Here is a 17,349-nt window from a genome sequence, read left to right as displayed (position 1 = left end):
ACTGCGGTAATGGTTATGAGTAAAGCGGACGCCTTCACCCAGGCAGGGAAAACCGCGGTGTTGCAGAACATTCAGGGCACTTTGCAATTCCTCCAGCGCTTCCCCCCTTTCAATCAGATGGAACACGCCCACCTGGCCTATCTGGTGGAGCAATGCCAGCTGCGCTTCTACGGTCAGGGCGAGAGCATCATCAAACCCGCCGACGGGCCGGTCGAACACTTCTACATCGTCAAGCAGGGCCGGGTGGTCGGCGAGCGGCCGCACACGGCCAAGGGCGGCACCGAAACCACGTTTGAAATCACCACCGGCGAGTGTTTTCCCCTCGCCGCACTGCTCGGCGAACGGGCGACCCGCACCGAGCATCTGGCCGGCGAAGACACCTTCTGCCTGCAACTGAACAAACTGGCGTTCATCAAGCTGTTCGCCCTCTCCAACACCTTCCGCGACTTCGCCCTGCGCGGGGTCAGCAGCCTGCTCGATCAGGTCAACCAGCAAGTCCAGCAGAAAGCCGTGGAAACCCTCGGCACCCAATATTCGCTGAACACCCGCCTGGGCGAATTGGCCATGCGCCATCCGGTGACGTGCAGCCCTTCCACTCCACTGCGCGAAGCGGTCAAGCTGATGCACGAACAACAGGTCGGCAGCATCGTCGCGGTTGATGAGCACAAGGCGCCGCTGGGGATTTTCACCCTGCGCGATCTGCGCCATGTGGTGGCTGCGGGCGTTGGCGACTTCAATGAACCGATCGAACGCCACATGACGCCCTCGCCGTTCTATCTGTCGCCGGATCACAGCGCCTTCGACGCGGCGATTGCCATGACCGAGCGGCATATCGCCCACGTCTGTCTGGTCAAGGATCAGCGTCTGTGCGGCGTGGTCTCCGAGCGTGATCTGTTCTCGCTGCAACGGGTCGATCTGGTGCACCTGGCACGGACCATCCGCAGCGCCCAGCGGGTTGAACAACTGGTGACTCTGCGCGGCGAGATCGGCCAACTGGTGGAGCGCATGCTGGCTCACGGCGCATCGTCGACCCAGATCACCCACATCATCACCCTGCTCAACGATCACACCGTGTGCCGGGTAATCGAACTGACTCTCGCCGAGAAAGGCGACCCCGGCGTGCCGTTCAGTTGGCTGTGTTTCGGCAGCGAAGGCCGGCGTGAGCAGACCCTGCACACCGATCAGGACAACGGCATTCTGTTCGATGCGCGAGATGCGGCCCATGCGGCGGAGATTCGCGGCAAGCTGCTGCCCATCGCCCAGCAGATCAATAACAGCCTGGCGCAATGCGGCTTCACCCTGTGCAAAGGCAACGTCATGGCCGGCAATCCACAGCTGTGCCTGTCCCGCGCCGAATGGGCCCGACGCTTTGCCGCGTTCATCCGCGAAGCAACGCCGGAGAACCTGTTGGGCTCAAGCATCTATTTCGACCTGCGGGTGGTCTGGGGCGACGAACAGGGTTGCGAGCAATTGCGCCGGGGGATTCTCGATCAGGTCGGCGACAATCGTTTGTTCCAGCGGATGATGGCCGAGAACGCCTTGCGCAACCGCCCACCGGTGGGGCGTTTCCGTGAATTCGTGCTGACCCGCAAGAACGGCGAGAAAGCCACGCTGGACCTGAAGATCCAGGGCCTGACGCCGTTTGTCGACGGTGCACGTCTGCTGGCTCTGGCCAATGGCATCGACGCCAACAACACCCTCGAACGCTTCCGCCAGTTGGTGGAGAAAGAAGTCATCGACCGACTGGATGGCGCCGCGTACGAGGAGGCTTATCACTTTATCCAGCAGACACGCATGCAGCAGCATCAGCTCCAGACCCGGGAAAACCTGCCGTATTCGAACCGGGTCGATCCCGACAGCCTCAATCATCTGGACCGGCGCATCCTGCGTGAATCCCTGCGTCAGGCCCAGCGCCTGCAAAGCAGCCTGACCCTGCGGTATCAGCTATGAGCCTGTTCTCGTGGCTGCGTCCGGCCAGCCCGGTTCTGCCGGACGATCTACAACAACGCCTGGCGAAACTGCCGGCAATCGGCGAACTGAGCGAATGCAGCCTGCGCGAACAGCGCTGGGTGGTGCTGGATCTGGAAACCACCGGGCTGAACCTGAACAAGGATCGGGTGCTGTCGATTGGCGCGGTGGTGATCGAGGACGGCGCCATCGACTTCAGCCAGCAGTTCGAACGCACCCTGCAATGTCGCGAACTCAAACTCAGCCCCAGCGTGTTGATCCACGGGCTGGGGCCGAATGCGATTGCCGCCGGCAGCGAGCCGGCCGAGGCATTGCTCGAGCTTCTGGAGTTTATTGGCGACAGTCCGGTGCTGGCGTTTCATGCGCCGTTCGATCAGCACATGCTGGGCCGGGCGGTGAAAGAACACCTGGGCCACAAGTTGCAGCAAGTGTTTCTGGATGTCGCCGACATTGCACCGCTGGTTTGCCCCCAGGCGCACATCCGCGAGGCTGGGCTGGACGAGTGGATCGACTGGTTCAAGCTCGAAGTGTTCGAGCGCCACCATGCCAGCGCCGACGCACTGGCCACGGCGGAACTGGCGTTGATTCTGTTCAGCCGGGCACGTCAGCAGCAGATTCACAGCCCATTGAATTTGCAGCAACGCCTGAGTCAGTGGAAGCGCCGCCAGCAGACGCATTCGTTCTGAGCCCCGGGTTGTCGCCCGACAACCCGACCGGTGGCCAATTGCTAACCATTCCCACCTCTGCCACAATCGCGAACAATTCTCGTTAGTTAACATTTCCCAGTCGGTGCCTTCGTGTCGTCAGCCCAAAGCCCTCACAGTGAGCTCGTCGGTGCGTTGTATCGCGACCATCGCGGCTGGCTGCTGGGCTGGCTGCGCCGCAACGTGGCCTGCCCGCAACGCGCCGAAGACCTGAGCCAGGACACCTTCGTCCGCCTGCTCGGTCGCGAGGAACTGCTGACGCCTCGCGAACCCCGAGCCTTTCTGGTGGCCATCGCCAAGGGTCTGCTGTTCGACTACTTCCGTCGCGCGGCACTGGAACAGGCTTATCTCGCTGAGTTGATGCTGATCCCCGAAGGCGAACAGCCGTCGGTCGAAGAGCAGCAACTGATCCTCGAAGACCTCAAAGCTATCGATCGTCTGCTCGGCCAATTGTCGACCAAGGCCCGCGCCGCATTCCTTTATAACCGTCTCGACGGCCTGACCCATGCCGAGATCGCCGACAAACTCGGCGTGTCGGTGCCGCGCGTGCGCCAGTACCTGGCCCAGGGTATCCGTCAGTGCTACATCGCCCTGTACGGTGAGCCAACATGAACCCGGCCAGTTCCAAACCGGTCTCGGCCCATGTGCTAGACGCGGCGATAGCCTGGCAATTGACCCTCGATTCCAGCAGCCCGCTGGAGCGCGAAGAATTCGCCAAATGGCACGCCGCCAACGAAGAACACGCCCGTGCCTGGCGTCAGTTGGGCATGCTCGACCAGCGTTTCAGCGTGGCCAACGGCCCGGCCCGCAGCGCGTTGCTGCAATCGCGCGAAGGCATCCGTCGCCGGGTGCGCAAGCTCGGCAGCGGTCTGGCCAGTGTTGTCGCGGTGGTCGGCCTGTCACTGTTTGCCGCAGAACACTATCTGCCGCTGGATTACTGGCTCGCCGACCAGCGCACCGCTACCGGTGAACAACGCACCGTACGGCTGGCGGACGGCACCGTGATCAACCTCAACACTCACAGCGCCGTGGATGTGCGATTCAATGAAAAGCAGCGGCTGATCGTGCTGCAGGAAGGTGAAATCCTCATCGAGACCGGTCATGGCGATGCACGACCGTTCATCGTCGAAACCCGCGAAGGCCGCATGCGCGCGCTGGGTACGCGGTTTCTGGTCAAACGCGAAGAACAGGGCACGCGCCTGAGCGTGTTGCAGTCGGCCGTCGCGGCGCATCCGCAATCCGATCCGCAGGAACAGATCCTGCGCGAAGGCCAGCAGGTGCTGATCCGCGACAACGGCCTGGACGCCGTCGTCGCGCTCAACCCCGGCGCCGATGCCTGGACCCGCGGCATGCTGGTGGTGGACAACGCGCGTCTGGAAGACCTGGTACACGAGCTCGGCCGCTACCGGCGCGGCCATCTGGGCACAGCGCCGGAAGTGGCCGACCTGCGCATTACCGGCAGCTTCCCGCTGCACGATACCGACAAGGCGTTGAGCGCCCTGCTCCCGACCTTGCCGGTGCAGATCGAGCAGCACACGCCGTGGTGGGTCACCGTGGCCAAGGCTGATCCGAAACCCTGACACACCGCGTTGCCTGCTCGCTCCCCCCATGAAAACGGACTTTCTGCTGACTTGTGCAGCGATGTCGTTCGTTAATCGAAATTATTTTCATCCAGCCCTATCACTTTTCGATTCTCGTCCGGCACACAGGCAATTGAGAAATATTTCCATTCAGGAGCCGCCGTATGTCCCGTTCGCTAGACACCTTGTTGCGCCCCAGTTTGCTGGCGGTCGCCATTGCCCTCTGCACCCCGCTGGCCAGCAGCCAACTGATCGCCGCAGAACAGGCGTCGAGCGTTCGCGCCTACAACCTGCCGGCCGCGCCGCTCTCCACCACCCTGAACCAGATCGCCAGCCAGGGCGGCCTCACGCTGTCGCTGAATCCGTCGCTGGCGGCGGGCAAGACGTCGGCGCCAGTCAACGGCCAATATGACGCGGCAGGCGCACTGAGCGCCGCCCTGCGCGGCACCGGCCTGCAACTGGAACAAAGCAGCACCGGCACGTACACCCTGGTCGCGGTGCCGGAAGGCGTGATGGCCCTGCCGGAAACTTCGGTGATCGGAGTGGAAAACTCTGAAAGCGCCTGGGGCCCGGTCGAAGGCTACACCGCCACTCGCACCGCCGCCGGCACCAAGACCGACACCGCGCTGGTCGAAGCACCGCGTTCGATCTCCGTCGCCACCCGCCAGCAGATGGACGACCGCAGCGTGCACAGCCTCGATGACGCCGTGCGCTACATGCCGGGCATCACCGCCAGCAGCTACGGCAGCGACACCCGCGCCGACTGGCTGCGCGTGCGTGGCTTCGAACCGACCCAGTTCCTCGATGGCCTGCCGCTGCCAAAAGGCGTGTACGCCAACCCGAAACAGGAAACCTGGAACCTCGACCGCCTCGCCCTGCTGCGCGGCCCGGCCTCGTCGGTTTACGGCCAGACCCCGCCGGGCGGCTTGCTGGACATGGTCAGTCGTCGCCCTAGCGATGTGCAGAGCAGCGAAATCCAGTTGCAGTACGGCAGCGACAACCACCGTCAGATCAACTTCGCCAGCACCGGCAAGATCGACGACGCCGGTCAGTTCCTCTACGGCCTCAGCGGCGTGGTACGTGACAGCGGCACGCAGGTCGATCACGTCGACAATAAGCGCTACAACATCGCGCCGAGCCTGACCTGGAACATCGACGACGACACCAAGTTCACCCTGCTGACCCAGTTCACCCGCGACGATACCGGCATCACCAGCCAGTTCCTGCCGGTGCAGGGCACCAAGATCGACATGCCGTTCGGCAAGGTTTCCCACCACAAGAACCTCGGCGATCCGGACTGGGAATACTACGACCGCACCTACTACGCGCTCGGTTATGCCTTCGAACATCGCCTGAACGATGTGTGGCAGTTCAAGCAGAACCTGCGTTACACCAAGTCGGATCTGTCGTTCCAGAGCCTGACCCCGGGTTCGTATCCGTACACCCAGGTGGACAACGCTGGCAACGTCGGTCGCACCAGCACCAGTGTCGAAGAGGACATCAGCCAGTTCGCCGTGGACAACAACTTCCAGGCTGACTTTGCCACCGGTGACATTCGCCATACGCTGCTGCTGGGTCTGGATCACCAGCGCAGCAACACCAACTACACCTCGATCTTCGGTGACGGTCTGACCACCAACGTGCTCAACCCGATCTACGGTCAGCCGATCGTGCGTCCGGCGCGCTCCACCGCGTTCTACGACTACGACCAGAAGACCTACCAGACCGGTCTGTACGTGCAGGATCAGATGGCCCTCGACCAGTGGCGCCTGACCCTCGGTGGCCGTGAAGACTGGGTGCACACCGGTACGAAGTTCATCAACAAGGCCGACGCCACCAACACCGACCGCGACAAGGCCTTCAGCGGCAACGCCGCACTGAGCTACGTGTTCGACTCGGGCTTCGTGCCGTACATTTCCTACGCCGAATCCTTCCAGCCCACCAGTGGCGCCGACGCCTCTTCCACTGAGTCGCTCAAGCCGACCGAAGGCAAGCAGTGGGAACTGGGCATCAAGTACCAGCCGCCCGGCAGCAAGACCCTGCTGTCCGCCGCGGTGTATGACCTGACCCAGAAAAACGTCTCGGTAAGCTCCTTCGTCAACGGCGTATCGATCACCAGCCAGACCGGCGAAGTGAAAGTCAAAGGCCTGGAGCTGGAAGCCACCTCCGATGTCACCGACAACCTGAAAGTCATCGCCGCCTACACCCTGGCCAAGTCCGAAGTGCAGAACGGCGCCGACAAAGGCAACCGCCTGCAACTGATGCCGAACCAGCAAGCCTCGCTGTGGACCGATTACACCTGGCACAGCGGCGTGCTCGACGGCTTCGGCGTCGGCGGCGGTGTGCGCTACACCGGCAACACCTACGGCGACAAGGCCAACACCTGGCTGGGCAAGGCTGACGCCTACACCGTGTTCGATGCTGCCGTGCATTACGACCTCGGTCGCCTGGACAACAGCCTCAAAGGCGCGTCGCTGGCACTCAACGCCACCAACCTGCTGAACAAGGACTACATTTCCACCTGCGACAGCTTCTACTGCTACTACGGCGACCAACGCAGCGTCGTCGCCAGTGCCACCTACAAGTGGTAAGCGCTTGAGCTGAAACAGGCCCTGCAACCAGGCCGTCCCTCGTGGACGGCTTTGGTGTTTTTGAAGGTCATGAAATGAAAAGTAAAACAATCCGCCGCTGGTCGTTCGTCCACACCTGGACCAGCCTGATCTGCACCGTGTTTTTGCTGCTGCTGGCCCTGACCGGCCTGCCGCTGATCTTTCATCACGAGATCGAGCATCTGCTCGGTGACGCACCCCAGGTGCGCGAGATGCCGGCCGATACGCCGCACCTGAATCTGGCGCAACTGGTGCAAGCCGCCGAAGCCCATCGCCCCGGTGAAGTCGTGCAGTACTTCGGCTTCGAAGACGACGAGCCGAACACCGTGCTGACGATCATGGCGAAGACGGCCGGCACCGAGCCGAATTCCTCGCACACTTTCATGCTCGACGCCCGCACCGGCGAAGCCCTGGAAACACCCTCGGCCAACGGCGGCCTGATGCTGTTCATCCTGCGCCTGCACGTCGACATGTTTGCGGGACTGCCGGGCAAGTTGCTGCTGGCGTTCATGGGTGTGCTGTTCGTGGTGGCGATCGTGTCCGGGACGGTGTTGTACCTGCCGTTCATGCGTCGCCTGGACTTCGGCACCGTGCGCCGGGACAAATCCACCCGTCTGCGTTGGCTCGATCTGCACAACCTGATCGGCGTGGTGACCCTGACCTGGGCGCTGGTGGTCGGTGTGACGGGAGTGATCAGCGCCTGTGCCGATCTGATCATCGCGGCCTGGCGCAACGACTCGCTCAACGCCATGATCGCGCCCTACCGCGATGCGCCGCCGCTGACTCACCTCGCCCCGGCCACTCGCCTGCTGGATATCGCCGGCGAAGTTGCACCGGGGATGAAACCGGACTTCATCGCGTTCCCCGGCACCCGGTTTTCCAGCGAGCACCACTACTCGGTGTTCATGAAGGGTGGCACCCACCTGACCTCGCACTTGCTGACGCCAGTGCTGATCGACGCCAGCAACTTGCAGGTCACGGCAGTCGCCGAGCGGCCGTGGTACATGGACGCCATGGGCATGTCGCAGCCGCTGCACTTTGGCGACTACGGCGGCATGCCGATGAAAATCCTCTGGGCCACCCTCGATGTGCTGACTATCATCGTCCTCGGCAGCGGCGTGTACTTGTGGGTGGTGCGGCGCAAGGCCGCGAAACCGGTGCTGGAAACAGCGGAGGCTTCGGCATGAAACCGCGTCAGTCGAACTTCTGGAAAGTCTTCAGCACACCGCTGGTGATCGCGTTGCTCAGTGCGGCGGGGTTGTTCGCCGCGCTGCTGGGCGACGGGATCTGGGATGGCTTGAGCTGGATCGGTCTGGGTGTGCCAGCCGCACTCGCCCTTCGCGGTCTGTTGCAACGGCACTGAATGGCTTGAGCCTGACGGGCAACGCGCTATGCTGCCCGTTCATTGCCCTTGACCGAGACCCTGCCGATGTCCGCTCCCAGCATGACCCTGTTCCACAACACCCTGTCCCCGTTCGTGCGCAAAGTCATGGTGCTGCTGCACGAGACTGGCCAGCAGGATCGCGTCGCCTTGCAGGACTGCGTCCTGACACCGGTCAACCCCAGCACTGCGCTGAACGAAGACAACCCGCTGGGCAAGATCCCGGCCCTGCGCCTGGCTGACGGCAATGTCATCCATGACAGCCGGGTGATTCTCGATTACCTCGACCACCAGCACGTCGGCAACCCGCTGATCCCTCGCGACGGCTCGGCCCGCTGGCGTCGTCTGACCCTGGCCTCGATGGCCGACGGGATCATGGACGCCTCCGTCATGGTGCGTTACGAGCAAGTGCTGCGTGCCCCGGAAAAGCATTGGGACGAGTGGCTCGAGGCCCAGCGCGACAAGATCCGTCGGACCCTGGCGCTGCTGGAGCGCGAAGCCATCGCCGAACTGACCTGCCATTTCGACGTGGCTTCGATCAGCGTGGCCTGTGCGCTGGGTTATCTGGATCTGCGCTTCCCGGATCTGGGCTGGCGTGAAGCAAACCCGCAACTGGCCAACTGGTTCTTTGAAGTGAGCCAGCGGCCGTCGATGATTGCGACAATGCCGAAGGTTTGATGCGCGGGGCGGGAGGCAATGACGCAAAGATCAGCGTCACCAATACCTCTGCCTCCCGCTGATCCTCACGCAACCCCACAAACCGGCTCATTGCACCGCTCCGAGATCAAACGCCAGGGGCTTGGCCGGTTTCTGCCCGACGCCGTACCAGTCCAGGTTACGGGTCAGCACCATGAACACGCCCAACAGGCCGAACAGCAACAGCGAGCCCATCAGCAGCGCGTAATCCTCGGCGCTGAGCAAGCCGTAGAGCAGGCCATACAACGCCGCCAATCCCGCCGAAAAACTCAAGCCATGACGCACGCTGTGCAGCACGTGGCAGACATAGAAGCCAATCAGCAACACACAACCACTGGCCGACAGCAGATACGCCAGGGCAAACCCGATGTGTTCCGACAACGACAGCAACAACAGATAGAAGAACGCCAGCGCCACGCCCACCAGCGCGTATTGCACCGGGTGCACGGCCAGGCTTTTCAATATCTCGAACAGGAAGAAACCGGCGAACGTCAGGACAATGAACAACAGCGCATATTTGATCGCCCGGTCACTCTTCAGGTATTGATCCACCGGATCGATGAAGCTCACCCCGAAACTGCGGCCGTTGAACGCCTCGCAATCGTTGCCCGAGACGCAACGGTTCATGGCCTCTTGCAGGTTGGTGGAGAAAAACGAGGTCTGCCAATCGGCGGTGAAGCCCTGATCGGTGACTTCACGCTTGGCCGGCAGGAAGTTGCCGATGAAGCTCGGGTGCGGCCAGTTGGCGGAAAGATTCACGCGGCTGGTCTTGCCCACCGGCAGCACTTGCAACGAGCCAGTGCCTTGCAAACGCAGGTCGAAACCGAAGGCCAGTTCCGTGACCTGAGCTGTATCGAGTGCCGGCAACGTCGCCCGAACGCCCTCGCCGAGCCAGCCCACTTGCGTGCCCGGCACAAAGTCCAGGCGTTGCGAACCGAGTTCCAGTTTCAGGGCATTTTCGATCCCGCGAATGTCACTGATGCCGATTGCGAGAAATGGCGCATCGAATTTGTAATCAGCAAAATCTTCCTTGATCCCCAACTGCGCCGGCAGCGAAAAATGCCCGCTGATGCGGTTGTCGGCGTGGAACAGTCGCGCTTCATAGATGCCCCGGGCACGCAGTTCGGTCTGCACCTGGCCGTCGAGTTCGAAGCGCTCCGGCAGGAAGTACAAGCGTCCACGTTCCTCGCCGATTTCCTGATAACGCTCATCGGTCTTTTCCTTGGTTTTCCAGGTGCGCACCACTTTACGGTACGGCACCACCATCACCGGCCCGCTGATCTGCTGGCTGTAGCTTGAGCTTCTGGCGATGTCTTCGAGCACACCGTCGCGCAGTTGCTGGCGATCATCGATGACGCCGTCGATCATCAGCAGCGGCACCAGCAGTAACAGGATCAACAGGGCAATGGCCCCGAGCTTGAATGTCAGATTTCGGTTCATCGGAACGCTCCCTTGTTGGAATGGAGCGAGTCTGTAAACGCTGTGTGGGTTTGTGATGGAGGTTGTGTGGGCTTTGTGTGGAAATACCTGTAAAACGCCTTTTCCGTCATCAAGTGCAGGACCACTTCGCGCCATAAGGGCAAGGTTCGAACAAGGATTATTCAATTGCGAAACAACTCATTCGACTTGATCAGGCATTTTGCCGCGCTGATGGTGCTGGTCAGTCACCACTTCGCACTTTGGGGCCAGGAAGAGCCTGGCATCGCCGGCTACAACTCATTGGGCGGCATCGCCGTCATCGCCTTCTTCTCGATCTCCGGCCTGCTGATCACCCACAGTTTCCTCAATGCCAGCAGCGTCACCGACTACCTGGCCAAACGTGTCGCGAGGATTTTCCCGGCGCTGATCGCCTGCGCGTTCATCATGACGTTTGTGGCGGGCGGGATATTTGCCGACGGCTATGTCACCGGTCCTGCGGCGCTGATCGACTTCCTGCGCATCTCGCTGTTCGGCCGCGCGGCAATCGACGAAATCACCAACGGCTTTATCTTCAGCGAGTCGTTCAATGGCAGCCTGTGGACACTGAAGATCGAATTCGCCTTTTATCTGCTGGTGGCGGCCGCGCTGAGTCTGTACCGCCGGGCTGCGACGGCCGGAGCAATGCTGGTGGCGTTCTGTGTTGCGACCTATGTACTGGGCAATGGACCCGTCTCGGCGCTGACGCAGAAACTGGCGGTGTATGGCTGTGCCGGTATCGCCTTTTTTGCCGGATCGCTCCTGGCCTTCTACAAACAATACCTGGGCGCCAGACATCGAATGGCAATGACGCTGGTGGCCTGTCTCGGCCTGATGCCGTTGGCGGCGGGAACCCCGTTGACCGGGGTGGTCGTCACGCTGTGCATTTGCCTGGCCACGTTGAGCCTGGGCCTGCTGTATATCGATAGCACCATTCGTGGCCGGTTCGACCTCTCCTACGGCATCTATCTGTATGCGTTTCCCGTACAGCAATTGGTGATCAACAAGACGTCGCTGACGTTCGTGCCGTCCATGATCGTGTCGGCGCTGATCGTGATCGTGTTGGCCATCGCGTCCTGGCTGTGGATCGAACGACCGGCACTGCAATGGGTGCACCGCCGAAGCAAGGCCCGGATCAATGAGGTGATGACGCCGTCCTGAGCGCAAGACGGCTCGCCCGAGTGTTCACGGCAGGTGCAATTGCACCTGCACGCCACCGTCAAGGTTGTCGATGCGCAGAGAGCCACCGTGCAACTTGACCACCTCTTCGACGAAGTTCAGCCCAAGCCCCGTGCTTTTGCGGCCACTGTCCGGACGCGGCAATGAATAGAATCGCTCGGTCAGACGCGCCAGCGCGTAATCGGGAATCGGCGCGGCTTCGTTGAACAACCGAAACTCGATCTGCTCGCCAACCCGCTCGGCGTCAAATCGCAGCAACCCCCGTGGCGGTGTGAAATCCAGTGCGTTCTCCAGCAGATTGCCCAAAGCCTGACGCAGCAGAAACGGCTCGCCGATCAGCGACAGATCCGCCGGTATGGCGCACTCGATTCGCAACTGTTTACCTTCAATGCGCGCAGCCTGTGCCTGCAACACTTCATCGACCAGAGCAGCGAGCGGCACAGCGACGCGTTCTTCCAGCGCCTGACGCTGCTCGACCTGCGCCAGATCGAGCAGTCGCTCAATCAGTTGCTGCATGCGCGCACTTTCGCTGTCGATGTTGCCGACGAAACGCTGCCGTTGCGCCAGCGGCATTTCGCTTTGCAACAACTCCGCAGCGCCACGAATTGCCGCCAACGGGCTCTTCAATTCATGGGTCAAGGTGTGGACATAGCGTTCGACGTAGGCCTTGCCTTCAAGCTGGGTGCGCATCTGTTCCACGGCGCTCGCCAGTTGTTCCAGCTCGCCGCCACGGTAATGCGGCACTTCCACCCGACGCCCTTCGCTCACGGCCTCGGCATAACGGGTCAAACGGTGCAGTGCCCGGCTCAGCCACCACGACAACAGCGCACCGAGCAGCAGACCCAGGACGATCAGCCCGGCGCCATAACCCAACAAGCGGCGCTCGGTACGGTCGACATAGGGTTGCAAGGAGCTGTTGGGTTTGGCCACGGTGACCACGCCGATGATCTGGCCAGCGTCGCGGATCGGCGCACCGACGTGCATGACCGAAGAGTTCGGATCATTGGGGTCGCTGCGGCTGGAGCGCGCGCCGTATTCGCCGCGCAGGGTCAGGTAGACGTCGTTCCAGCGCGAGTAATCCTGACCGACCGCGAGGCCACTGGAATCCAGAACCACGATGCCCTTGGCGTCAGTGACGTAGATGCGGTGGTTGACCTGGTTTTTCGGCAGGCCCCAGATCGTCGCTTTTGGCTGGCGCTCGCCATAGGCACGGAGCAGTTCCGGCCAGCGATTCTGGCTGAGGGTGCCGGCCTTGAAATCGTCCTTGAGGATTTCCGCCATCAGGTTGGCCGTGTCGACCAGGGTTTCCTCGGTGGACTGACGCACGCCGGGGCGGATTTCCTCCATCACGGTGTTGAGCACGAAATAACCGGTGAGGCCGATAAACAACACGTACACCAGGAAAATCCGCAGCCCCAGCGACATCAGCTGTGCCCCGGGCTGTAGCTGTAGCCGAGGCCGCGATGGGTCTGGATCGGCTCGGCTTCGGCGCGAATCAGGCGCAACTTGGCGCGTACGCTCTTGATGTGGCTGTCGATGCTGCGCTCGTAGCCGGCATCCGCCGCCACCCCCAGCGCATCGAGCAGTTGCTCGCGGCTGAACACCCGCTCCGGTTGTTCGAGCAGGCATTGCAGCAGACGGAATTCATGACGGGTCAGGCTCAACGCCTGGCCGCGATAGCTGATCTGCACGCGCTCGGGATCGATGCGAAACACCCCCGACCACGCTTCGGCCGGCGGACGCGGTGCCATGCGCTTGAGAATTGCCCGGACCCGCGCCGCCACTTCACGAGGGCTGAACGGCTTGACCACGTAGTCGTCGGCGCCGATTTCCAGGCCCACCACGCGGTCGATTTCGGCATCCCGGGCGCTGAGGAACAGCACCGGTACTTCGCTGAACCGGCGCAGTTGCTTGCAGGTTTCGAAGCCGCTGATGTCCGGCAGACCAATGTCGAGGATGATCAGGTCGGCCGGCGTCTGGCGCTGATGCTCCAGCGCCGCCGCGCCGAGGCTCAGCCAGGTCGTGGTGAAGCCCTCGCCCTGCAAGGCAAAAATCAGCGTGTCGGCAATTGCCGCTTCGTCTTCGACAATCAGGATATGAGGCATGGCGTCCGAGCCTGTGGATTAAGTGCGCGAACGGTGCCCCAAGCCTGACGTTACGTCAATGAGACCACTTAGCAGTCTGGCTTGTCGGCGGTGAATCGACGCGCCGGGTTTACCGCTGCGCCGAACTCACGCAAGGCCTTGGCACCGATCAGCAGCGGGTAGTTGAAATGGCTGCGGTCGGTCAGGTTGACCTCCACGGTACGCTTGACGTTGCCCAGGCACAGCTCCAGATCGACCACCGGGCGCTTGGCGGCTTCCGTGGTGTCGCGATCCTCGTCGTCCTCGTCGGAGCGGCTCTTGATCTTGCTGATCCGCGCAATCTTGTGTTCGAACACCTTGTTGCTGGCGTCCTTGGTCGCGAGACGGAAACGCACCCAGTCTTCGCCGTCGCGGGTGAAAGTCTCGATGTCCTTGGCCGACAGCGAAGCGGTCAGCGCGCCGGTGTCCATTTTTGCCTTGAGCACTTGCCCGCCGATTTCCGGCAGCGCGATGTATTCGTAACGCCCGTACAGGGTCGGCTCGGCGGCCAGCACCGGCAGGGCAACAAGGGAAAGCAAAGCAAGGAGGGATTTCACGTAAGGGGCTTCCTTGAGAAATGGGGCGTCAGACGCGAGATTTTAGACCGCTGTTCACTTGATCGTTCCCGCAAGGCTAACGCGCCAAAGGTGAAACATTCGTAACCCGCGATTTGGCCTGTCGCCCGAAGCCACTTATCATGGCGCGCCCATCCGCTTTCATAGAGTTGCTTATGCGCCGCCTGCTCACCGGCTGTTTCGTCACCCTGCTGTTATTACTCAACACCCTGGTGCTGTTCGGCCCGCTGATGGTGTTCGCCCTGCTCAAGCTGATCCTGCCGGGACGCTTTCGCGATTACGCCTCGTGGGCGGTGATGTGGATCGCCGAGACCTGGGCGGAAATCGACAAACTGATCTTCCGCCTGTGCATCCCGACGCAATGGGACATTCGTGGCGGCGATGATCTGCGTGGCGACACGTCGTATCTGGTGATCAGCAACCATCAGTCCTGGGTCGACATCCCGGCGTTGATCCAGACCCTTAACCGGCGCACGCCGTTCTTCAAGTTCTTCCTCAAGAAAGAATTGATCTGGGTGCCGTTCCTGGGCCTGGCCTGGTGGGCGCTGGATTACCCGTTCATGAAACGCTACACCAAGGCGTTCCTGGCGAAGCACCCGGAACTGGCCGGCAAGGACCTGGAAATCACCAAAGCCGCGTGCGAGCTGTTCAAGCGTCAGCCGGTGACGGTGGTCAACTATCTGGAAGGCACTCGCTATACCGCGGCCAAAAGCACGCAGCAACAATCACCGTTCAGCCATCTGCTCAAGCCCAAGGCGGGCGGTGTGGCGTTTGTGCTGGCGGCGATGGGTGAACAGCTGGACGCGATTCTGGATGTGACCGTGGTTTATCCACAGCCGAAGATTCCGGGTTTCTGGGACCTGATCAGCGGTAACGTGCCGCGCGTGATCATCGATATCCGTACTCGTGAACTCGACCCGGCGCTGTGGCAGGGCGACTACGAAAACGATCCGGTGTTTCGCGAGAAGATCCAGAACTGGGTCAACCAGCTCTGGACCGAGAAAGATCAGCGCATCGCCGAACTGCGCGGCGGGCGCCGTTGAATCAACTGCCGGCGCCGGTGCCCCAGATGCTGCCCAGGCTTTGCAACAGCGAGCCGCCGACACCCTGCTGACCGAGGTATTGCAGCAGTATCGGGGCAAACTGGCCAACCATGCCGCTGTCCATGCCCAACGCCCCAAAGGCATTGTTCAAGTCATTGGTGTCCTTGACGTTGCCCAGCGCGTTTTCCAGCCCGGCGGATTTGCCGGACGATCCGAGCAACCCGCTCAACGCCGCCAGATTGCCGCCGCCACCGGAAAGTTTGTCGATCCCCGGCACATCCTTGGCCAACTGCGAATAGTCAGTGTTGCTGAGCTGGTTTTTCGCCAGCCCCAGCATGGCACTGGTACCGCCGACCGCTTGCTGCGGCGTGACATTCAGCGCGCTCAGTGCACTCAACAGACCGGCGGTTTCCGAGGTTGGCGCCGCTGCCGCAGCCTTGTCACCGCCCTGCATGCCCGACACCGCACCGGCAACGTCGCTCAGGCTGAAACCGGCAAATACCGGACCTGCCGCCAGGGTCAGGAGCGATGCCAGGGCAAAACCGCGTGAAATCTTCATTCAGACATCCTCTTGTGGCGTAAAAACCCTTCGTCAGCGAAGGGACAAACTGCCGGTTTGACCGAGTATCCGCCAGCATGTTCCGAGCGTAGCGCATCCATTCTGAACCCGGCCGCGTATATGAAACGTGAAACCCCGGAAACCCCGGAAACCCCATGATGAATGGCACGAGCGCAGCAGCTGAACTAGCCTGTGAACTACCCGAAACCAGCGCCCGCCCTGTCTGGAGACTTGTCATTACCCTCGCCGACACCGATCAGCTGCGGCAATTGCTGGCCCAGTGTTCACTGGGCGACCGCCGTGCCTTCGAAACGCTGTACCGCAGCGTGGGCCCGCGCCTGCACGGCGTTGCCCTGCGGTTCATGGGGCGCCCGGATCTGGCCGAGGAAGTGTTGCAGGAAAGCTTCGTGCGGATCTGGAACAACGCCTCGCGCTACGAATCGCACCTGTCGGCGCCAATGACCTGGATGATCAACATCACCCGCAACCAGGCCATCGACCAATTGCGCAAGCACCGAGACCGGCCTCTGACCGATGTTGAACAGGACGCTCTGGCGGACGAAAGCCCGTCGGCCCATGACCAATTGAACAGCGCCCGCGAGGCCATAGCCCTGAACCGCTGCCTGGAAACCCTCGAAGGCATGCAGCGCCGGTCGATTACCGTGGCGTACTTTCAGGGTTTGTCCTGCTCGGAACTGGCCGAGCATCTGGCGGCGCCGCTCGGCTCGGTCAAATCATGGATTCGCCGTGGCATGGAACGCCTGCGCCGGTGCCTTGAATCATGAACTACCAGACCCCTGCCCTGCGCCGCGCCCTCGCCGCCGATTACGCCATCGGCTTGATGGCTGCGCCGGCCCGTCGGCGTTTCGAGCAGTTGCTGCTGGAAGACGCGGCCCTGCGCGTCGAACTGGCGCACTGGCAGGAAAGCCTCGCCAGCCTCACCGAAACATTGCCGGAGATTCCAGTGCCGGAGCGCGTGTGGCACGGCGTTACTGCGCGTATCGAGCCGCAGGTGCTGCACGTCCCCGAGAAGCGTCCGTTCTGGAACTGGCTGCGGGTGACGGCGGCACTGGCTTCAATCGTGGTGCTGGTGTTCCTCGGCTCGCTGTACACCCACGACGACGCCCGCTACCGCGCCACCCTGCTGAGCGCCGACGCGAAACCGGCGCTGAAGGTCGAGGCGCATGACGATTACCTGCAAGTCGAGCCGCTGACATTGGCGGCGGTCGATCCTCAGCGCAGTCTGGAACTGTGGGCGATTCCGGCCGATGGCAAGCCGATCTCGCTGGGTGTGATCCCGGCGGGCGGCAAAGGCAAGGTTGAATTGAACGACGCGCAGAAGGCGTTGATCGGCAAGCCGATTGCGCTGGCGGTGAGCCTTGAACCGAAAGGTGGATCGCCGACCGGGCAGCCGACGGGGCCGGTATTGTATCAAGGGGCATTGGCGGGATTATGAAGTCAATCAAATCCGGCTCAA

The 17,349-nt window shown here is 61.9% G+C and carries 17 protein-coding genes; 12 read left to right on the top strand and 5 right to left on the bottom strand.

From position 1 onward, the window contains the following. Positions 1 to 9 precede the first annotated feature (9 nt). From AC1RR7_RS10940 to AC1RR7_RS10905, 8 genes are all read left to right on the top strand, one after another. Positions 10 to 1,950 (top strand): putative nucleotidyltransferase substrate binding domain-containing protein, encoded by a 1,941-nt coding sequence (locus AC1RR7_RS10940; protein WP_096817826.1) that lies wholly within the window; start codon positions 10 to 12, stop codon positions 1,948 to 1,950. Next, complete coding sequence (locus AC1RR7_RS10935; RefSeq protein ID WP_192559153.1) at positions 1,947 to 2,654, top strand: 3'-5' exonuclease; 708 nt, start codon at positions 1,947 to 1,949, stop codon at positions 2,652 to 2,654. The genes AC1RR7_RS10940 and AC1RR7_RS10935 overlap by 4 nt, the downstream gene beginning before the upstream one ends. A 111-nt stretch (positions 2,655 to 2,765) precedes the next feature. Further along, positions 2,766 to 3,284 (top strand): RNA polymerase sigma factor, encoded by a 519-nt coding sequence (locus tag AC1RR7_RS10930; RefSeq protein ID WP_096817822.1) that lies wholly within the window; start codon positions 2,766 to 2,768, stop codon positions 3,282 to 3,284. Then, positions 3,281 to 4,252 (top strand): FecR family protein, encoded by a 972-nt coding sequence (locus tag AC1RR7_RS10925; protein ID WP_273539992.1) that lies wholly within the window; start codon positions 3,281 to 3,283, stop codon positions 4,250 to 4,252. The genes AC1RR7_RS10930 and AC1RR7_RS10925 overlap by 4 nt, the downstream gene beginning before the upstream one ends. 164 nt (positions 4,253 to 4,416) lie before the next feature. After that, entirely contained in the window at positions 4,417 to 6,843 is a 2,427-nt protein-coding gene (locus tag AC1RR7_RS10920) for a TonB-dependent siderophore receptor (RefSeq protein ID WP_096817819.1), read from the top strand. A 74-nt stretch (positions 6,844 to 6,917) separates the two neighbouring features. Continuing rightward, complete coding sequence (locus tag AC1RR7_RS10915; RefSeq protein WP_096817817.1) at positions 6,918 to 8,048, top strand: PepSY-associated TM helix domain-containing protein; 1,131 nt, start codon at positions 6,918 to 6,920, stop codon at positions 8,046 to 8,048. Further along, a complete protein-coding gene (locus AC1RR7_RS10910; protein WP_096817815.1) occupies positions 8,045 to 8,224 on the top strand; it encodes a hypothetical protein in 180 nt (59 codons plus the stop codon). Before AC1RR7_RS10915 ends, AC1RR7_RS10910 begins: the two co-directional genes overlap by 4 nt. Positions 8,225 to 8,290: 66 nt before the next feature. Beyond that, the gene (locus tag AC1RR7_RS10905; protein WP_493157380.1) at positions 8,291 to 8,920 is read left to right on the top strand and encodes a glutathione S-transferase; all 630 of its coding nucleotides are present in this window, start codon (positions 8,291 to 8,293) and stop codon (positions 8,918 to 8,920) included. A gap of 87 nt (positions 8,921 to 9,007) precedes the next feature. Here the strand turns inward: AC1RR7_RS10905 and creD are convergent, their stop codons facing one another. After that, positions 9,008 to 10,378 carry a cell envelope integrity protein CreD gene (gene creD, locus AC1RR7_RS10900; RefSeq protein WP_493157378.1) on the bottom strand — a complete coding sequence of 457 codons (1,371 nt, stop codon included), beginning with the start codon at positions 10,376 to 10,378 and terminating at the stop codon, positions 9,008 to 9,010. Between the two features lie 165 nt (positions 10,379 to 10,543). Between creD and AC1RR7_RS10895 the strand changes: the two genes are divergently transcribed. Continuing rightward, positions 10,544 to 11,554, top strand: a complete 1,011-nt coding sequence (locus tag AC1RR7_RS10895) for an acyltransferase family protein (protein WP_493157376.1) — start codon at positions 10,544 to 10,546, stop codon at positions 11,552 to 11,554. Positions 11,555 to 11,578: 24 nt separating this feature from the next. On the opposite strand, the gene creC is transcribed toward AC1RR7_RS10895, so the two are convergent. The 3 genes from creC to rloA2 all read right to left on the bottom strand — a co-directional run bounded on the left by creC (position 11,579) and on the right by rloA2 (position 14,252). Then, the gene (gene creC / locus AC1RR7_RS10890) at positions 11,579 to 12,997 is read right to left on the bottom strand and encodes a two-component system sensor histidine kinase CreC (RefSeq protein ID WP_493157374.1); all 1,419 of its coding nucleotides are present in this window, start codon (positions 12,995 to 12,997) and stop codon (positions 11,579 to 11,581) included. Further along, the gene (gene creB, locus AC1RR7_RS10885) at positions 12,997 to 13,677 is read right to left on the bottom strand and encodes a two-component system response regulator CreB (protein ID WP_096817806.1); all 681 of its coding nucleotides are present in this window, start codon (positions 13,675 to 13,677) and stop codon (positions 12,997 to 12,999) included. The genes creC and creB overlap by 1 nt, the downstream gene beginning before the upstream one ends. A 68-nt stretch (positions 13,678 to 13,745) precedes the next feature. Continuing rightward, positions 13,746 to 14,252, bottom strand: a complete 507-nt coding sequence (gene rloA2, locus AC1RR7_RS10880; protein ID WP_102619757.1) for a retropepsin-like aspartic peptidase RloA2 — start codon at positions 14,250 to 14,252, stop codon at positions 13,746 to 13,748. A gap of 173 nt (positions 14,253 to 14,425) precedes the next feature. Here rloA2 and yihG point away from each other — a divergent pair, with 173 nt between their 5' ends. Next, the gene (gene yihG, locus AC1RR7_RS10875; RefSeq protein WP_102619756.1) at positions 14,426 to 15,313 is read left to right on the top strand and encodes a 1-acylglycerol-3-phosphate O-acyltransferase, YihG family; all 888 of its coding nucleotides are present in this window, start codon (positions 14,426 to 14,428) and stop codon (positions 15,311 to 15,313) included. A gap of 1 nt (position 15,314) precedes the next feature. On the opposite strand, the gene AC1RR7_RS10870 is transcribed toward yihG, so the two are convergent. Beyond that, positions 15,315 to 15,872 carry a DUF2780 domain-containing protein gene (locus tag AC1RR7_RS10870; protein WP_096817801.1) on the bottom strand — a complete coding sequence of 186 codons (558 nt, stop codon included), beginning with the start codon at positions 15,870 to 15,872 and terminating at the stop codon, positions 15,315 to 15,317. Between the two features lie 158 nt (positions 15,873 to 16,030). Between AC1RR7_RS10870 and AC1RR7_RS10865 the strand changes: the two genes are divergently transcribed. Beyond that, the gene (locus AC1RR7_RS10865; RefSeq protein WP_493157437.1) at positions 16,031 to 16,657 is read left to right on the top strand and encodes a sigma-70 family RNA polymerase sigma factor; all 627 of its coding nucleotides are present in this window, start codon (positions 16,031 to 16,033) and stop codon (positions 16,655 to 16,657) included. After that, the gene (locus AC1RR7_RS10860; RefSeq protein ID WP_493070037.1) at positions 16,654 to 17,328 is read left to right on the top strand and encodes an anti-sigma factor; all 675 of its coding nucleotides are present in this window, start codon (positions 16,654 to 16,656) and stop codon (positions 17,326 to 17,328) included. The genes AC1RR7_RS10865 and AC1RR7_RS10860 overlap by 4 nt, the downstream gene beginning before the upstream one ends. Positions 17,329 to 17,349 lie beyond the last annotated feature (21 nt).

The organism is Pseudomonas sp. GW821-FHT11G12 (assembly GCF_058808055.1).
The sequence above is the reverse complement of the archived record's forward strand: the minus strand, read 5'-3'. Positions and strand labels throughout refer to the sequence as shown.

What these genes read in the sequence shown, in the direction of transcription:
- AC1RR7_RS10940 (WP_096817826.1), top strand. Translation starts at nt 10, where the DNA reads ATGGTTATGAGTAAAGCGGACGCCTTCACCCAGGCAGGGAAAACCGCG.
- AC1RR7_RS10935 (WP_192559153.1), top strand. Translation starts at nt 1,947, where the DNA reads ATGAGCCTGTTCTCGTGGCTGCGTCCGGCCAGCCCGGTTCTGCCGGAC.
- AC1RR7_RS10925 (WP_273539992.1), top strand. Translation starts at nt 3,281, where the DNA reads ATGAACCCGGCCAGTTCCAAACCGGTCTCGGCCCATGTGCTAGACGCG.
- AC1RR7_RS10920 (WP_096817819.1), top strand. Translation starts at nt 4,417, where the DNA reads ATGTCCCGTTCGCTAGACACCTTGTTGCGCCCCAGTTTGCTGGCGGTC.
- AC1RR7_RS10915 (WP_096817817.1), top strand. Translation starts at nt 6,918, where the DNA reads ATGAAAAGTAAAACAATCCGCCGCTGGTCGTTCGTCCACACCTGGACC.
- AC1RR7_RS10910 (WP_096817815.1), top strand. Translation starts at nt 8,045, where the DNA reads ATGAAACCGCGTCAGTCGAACTTCTGGAAAGTCTTCAGCACACCGCTG.
- AC1RR7_RS10905 (WP_493157380.1), top strand. Translation starts at nt 8,291, where the DNA reads ATGTCCGCTCCCAGCATGACCCTGTTCCACAACACCCTGTCCCCGTTC.
- creD (WP_493157378.1), bottom strand. Translation starts at nt 10,378, where the DNA reads ATGAACCGAAATCTGACATTCAAGCTCGGGGCCATTGCCCTGTTGATC.
- creC (WP_493157374.1), bottom strand. Translation starts at nt 12,997, where the DNA reads ATGTCGCTGGGGCTGCGGATTTTCCTGGTGTACGTGTTGTTTATCGGC.
- creB (WP_096817806.1), bottom strand. Translation starts at nt 13,677, where the DNA reads ATGCCTCATATCCTGATTGTCGAAGACGAAGCGGCAATTGCCGACACG.
- yihG (WP_102619756.1), top strand. Translation starts at nt 14,426, where the DNA reads ATGCGCCGCCTGCTCACCGGCTGTTTCGTCACCCTGCTGTTATTACTC.
- AC1RR7_RS10870 (WP_096817801.1), bottom strand. Translation starts at nt 15,872, where the DNA reads ATGAAGATTTCACGCGGTTTTGCCCTGGCATCGCTCCTGACCCTGGCG.
- AC1RR7_RS10865 (WP_493157437.1), top strand. Translation starts at nt 16,031, where the DNA reads ATGAATGGCACGAGCGCAGCAGCTGAACTAGCCTGTGAACTACCCGAA.
- AC1RR7_RS10860 (WP_493070037.1), top strand. Translation starts at nt 16,654, where the DNA reads ATGAACTACCAGACCCCTGCCCTGCGCCGCGCCCTCGCCGCCGATTAC.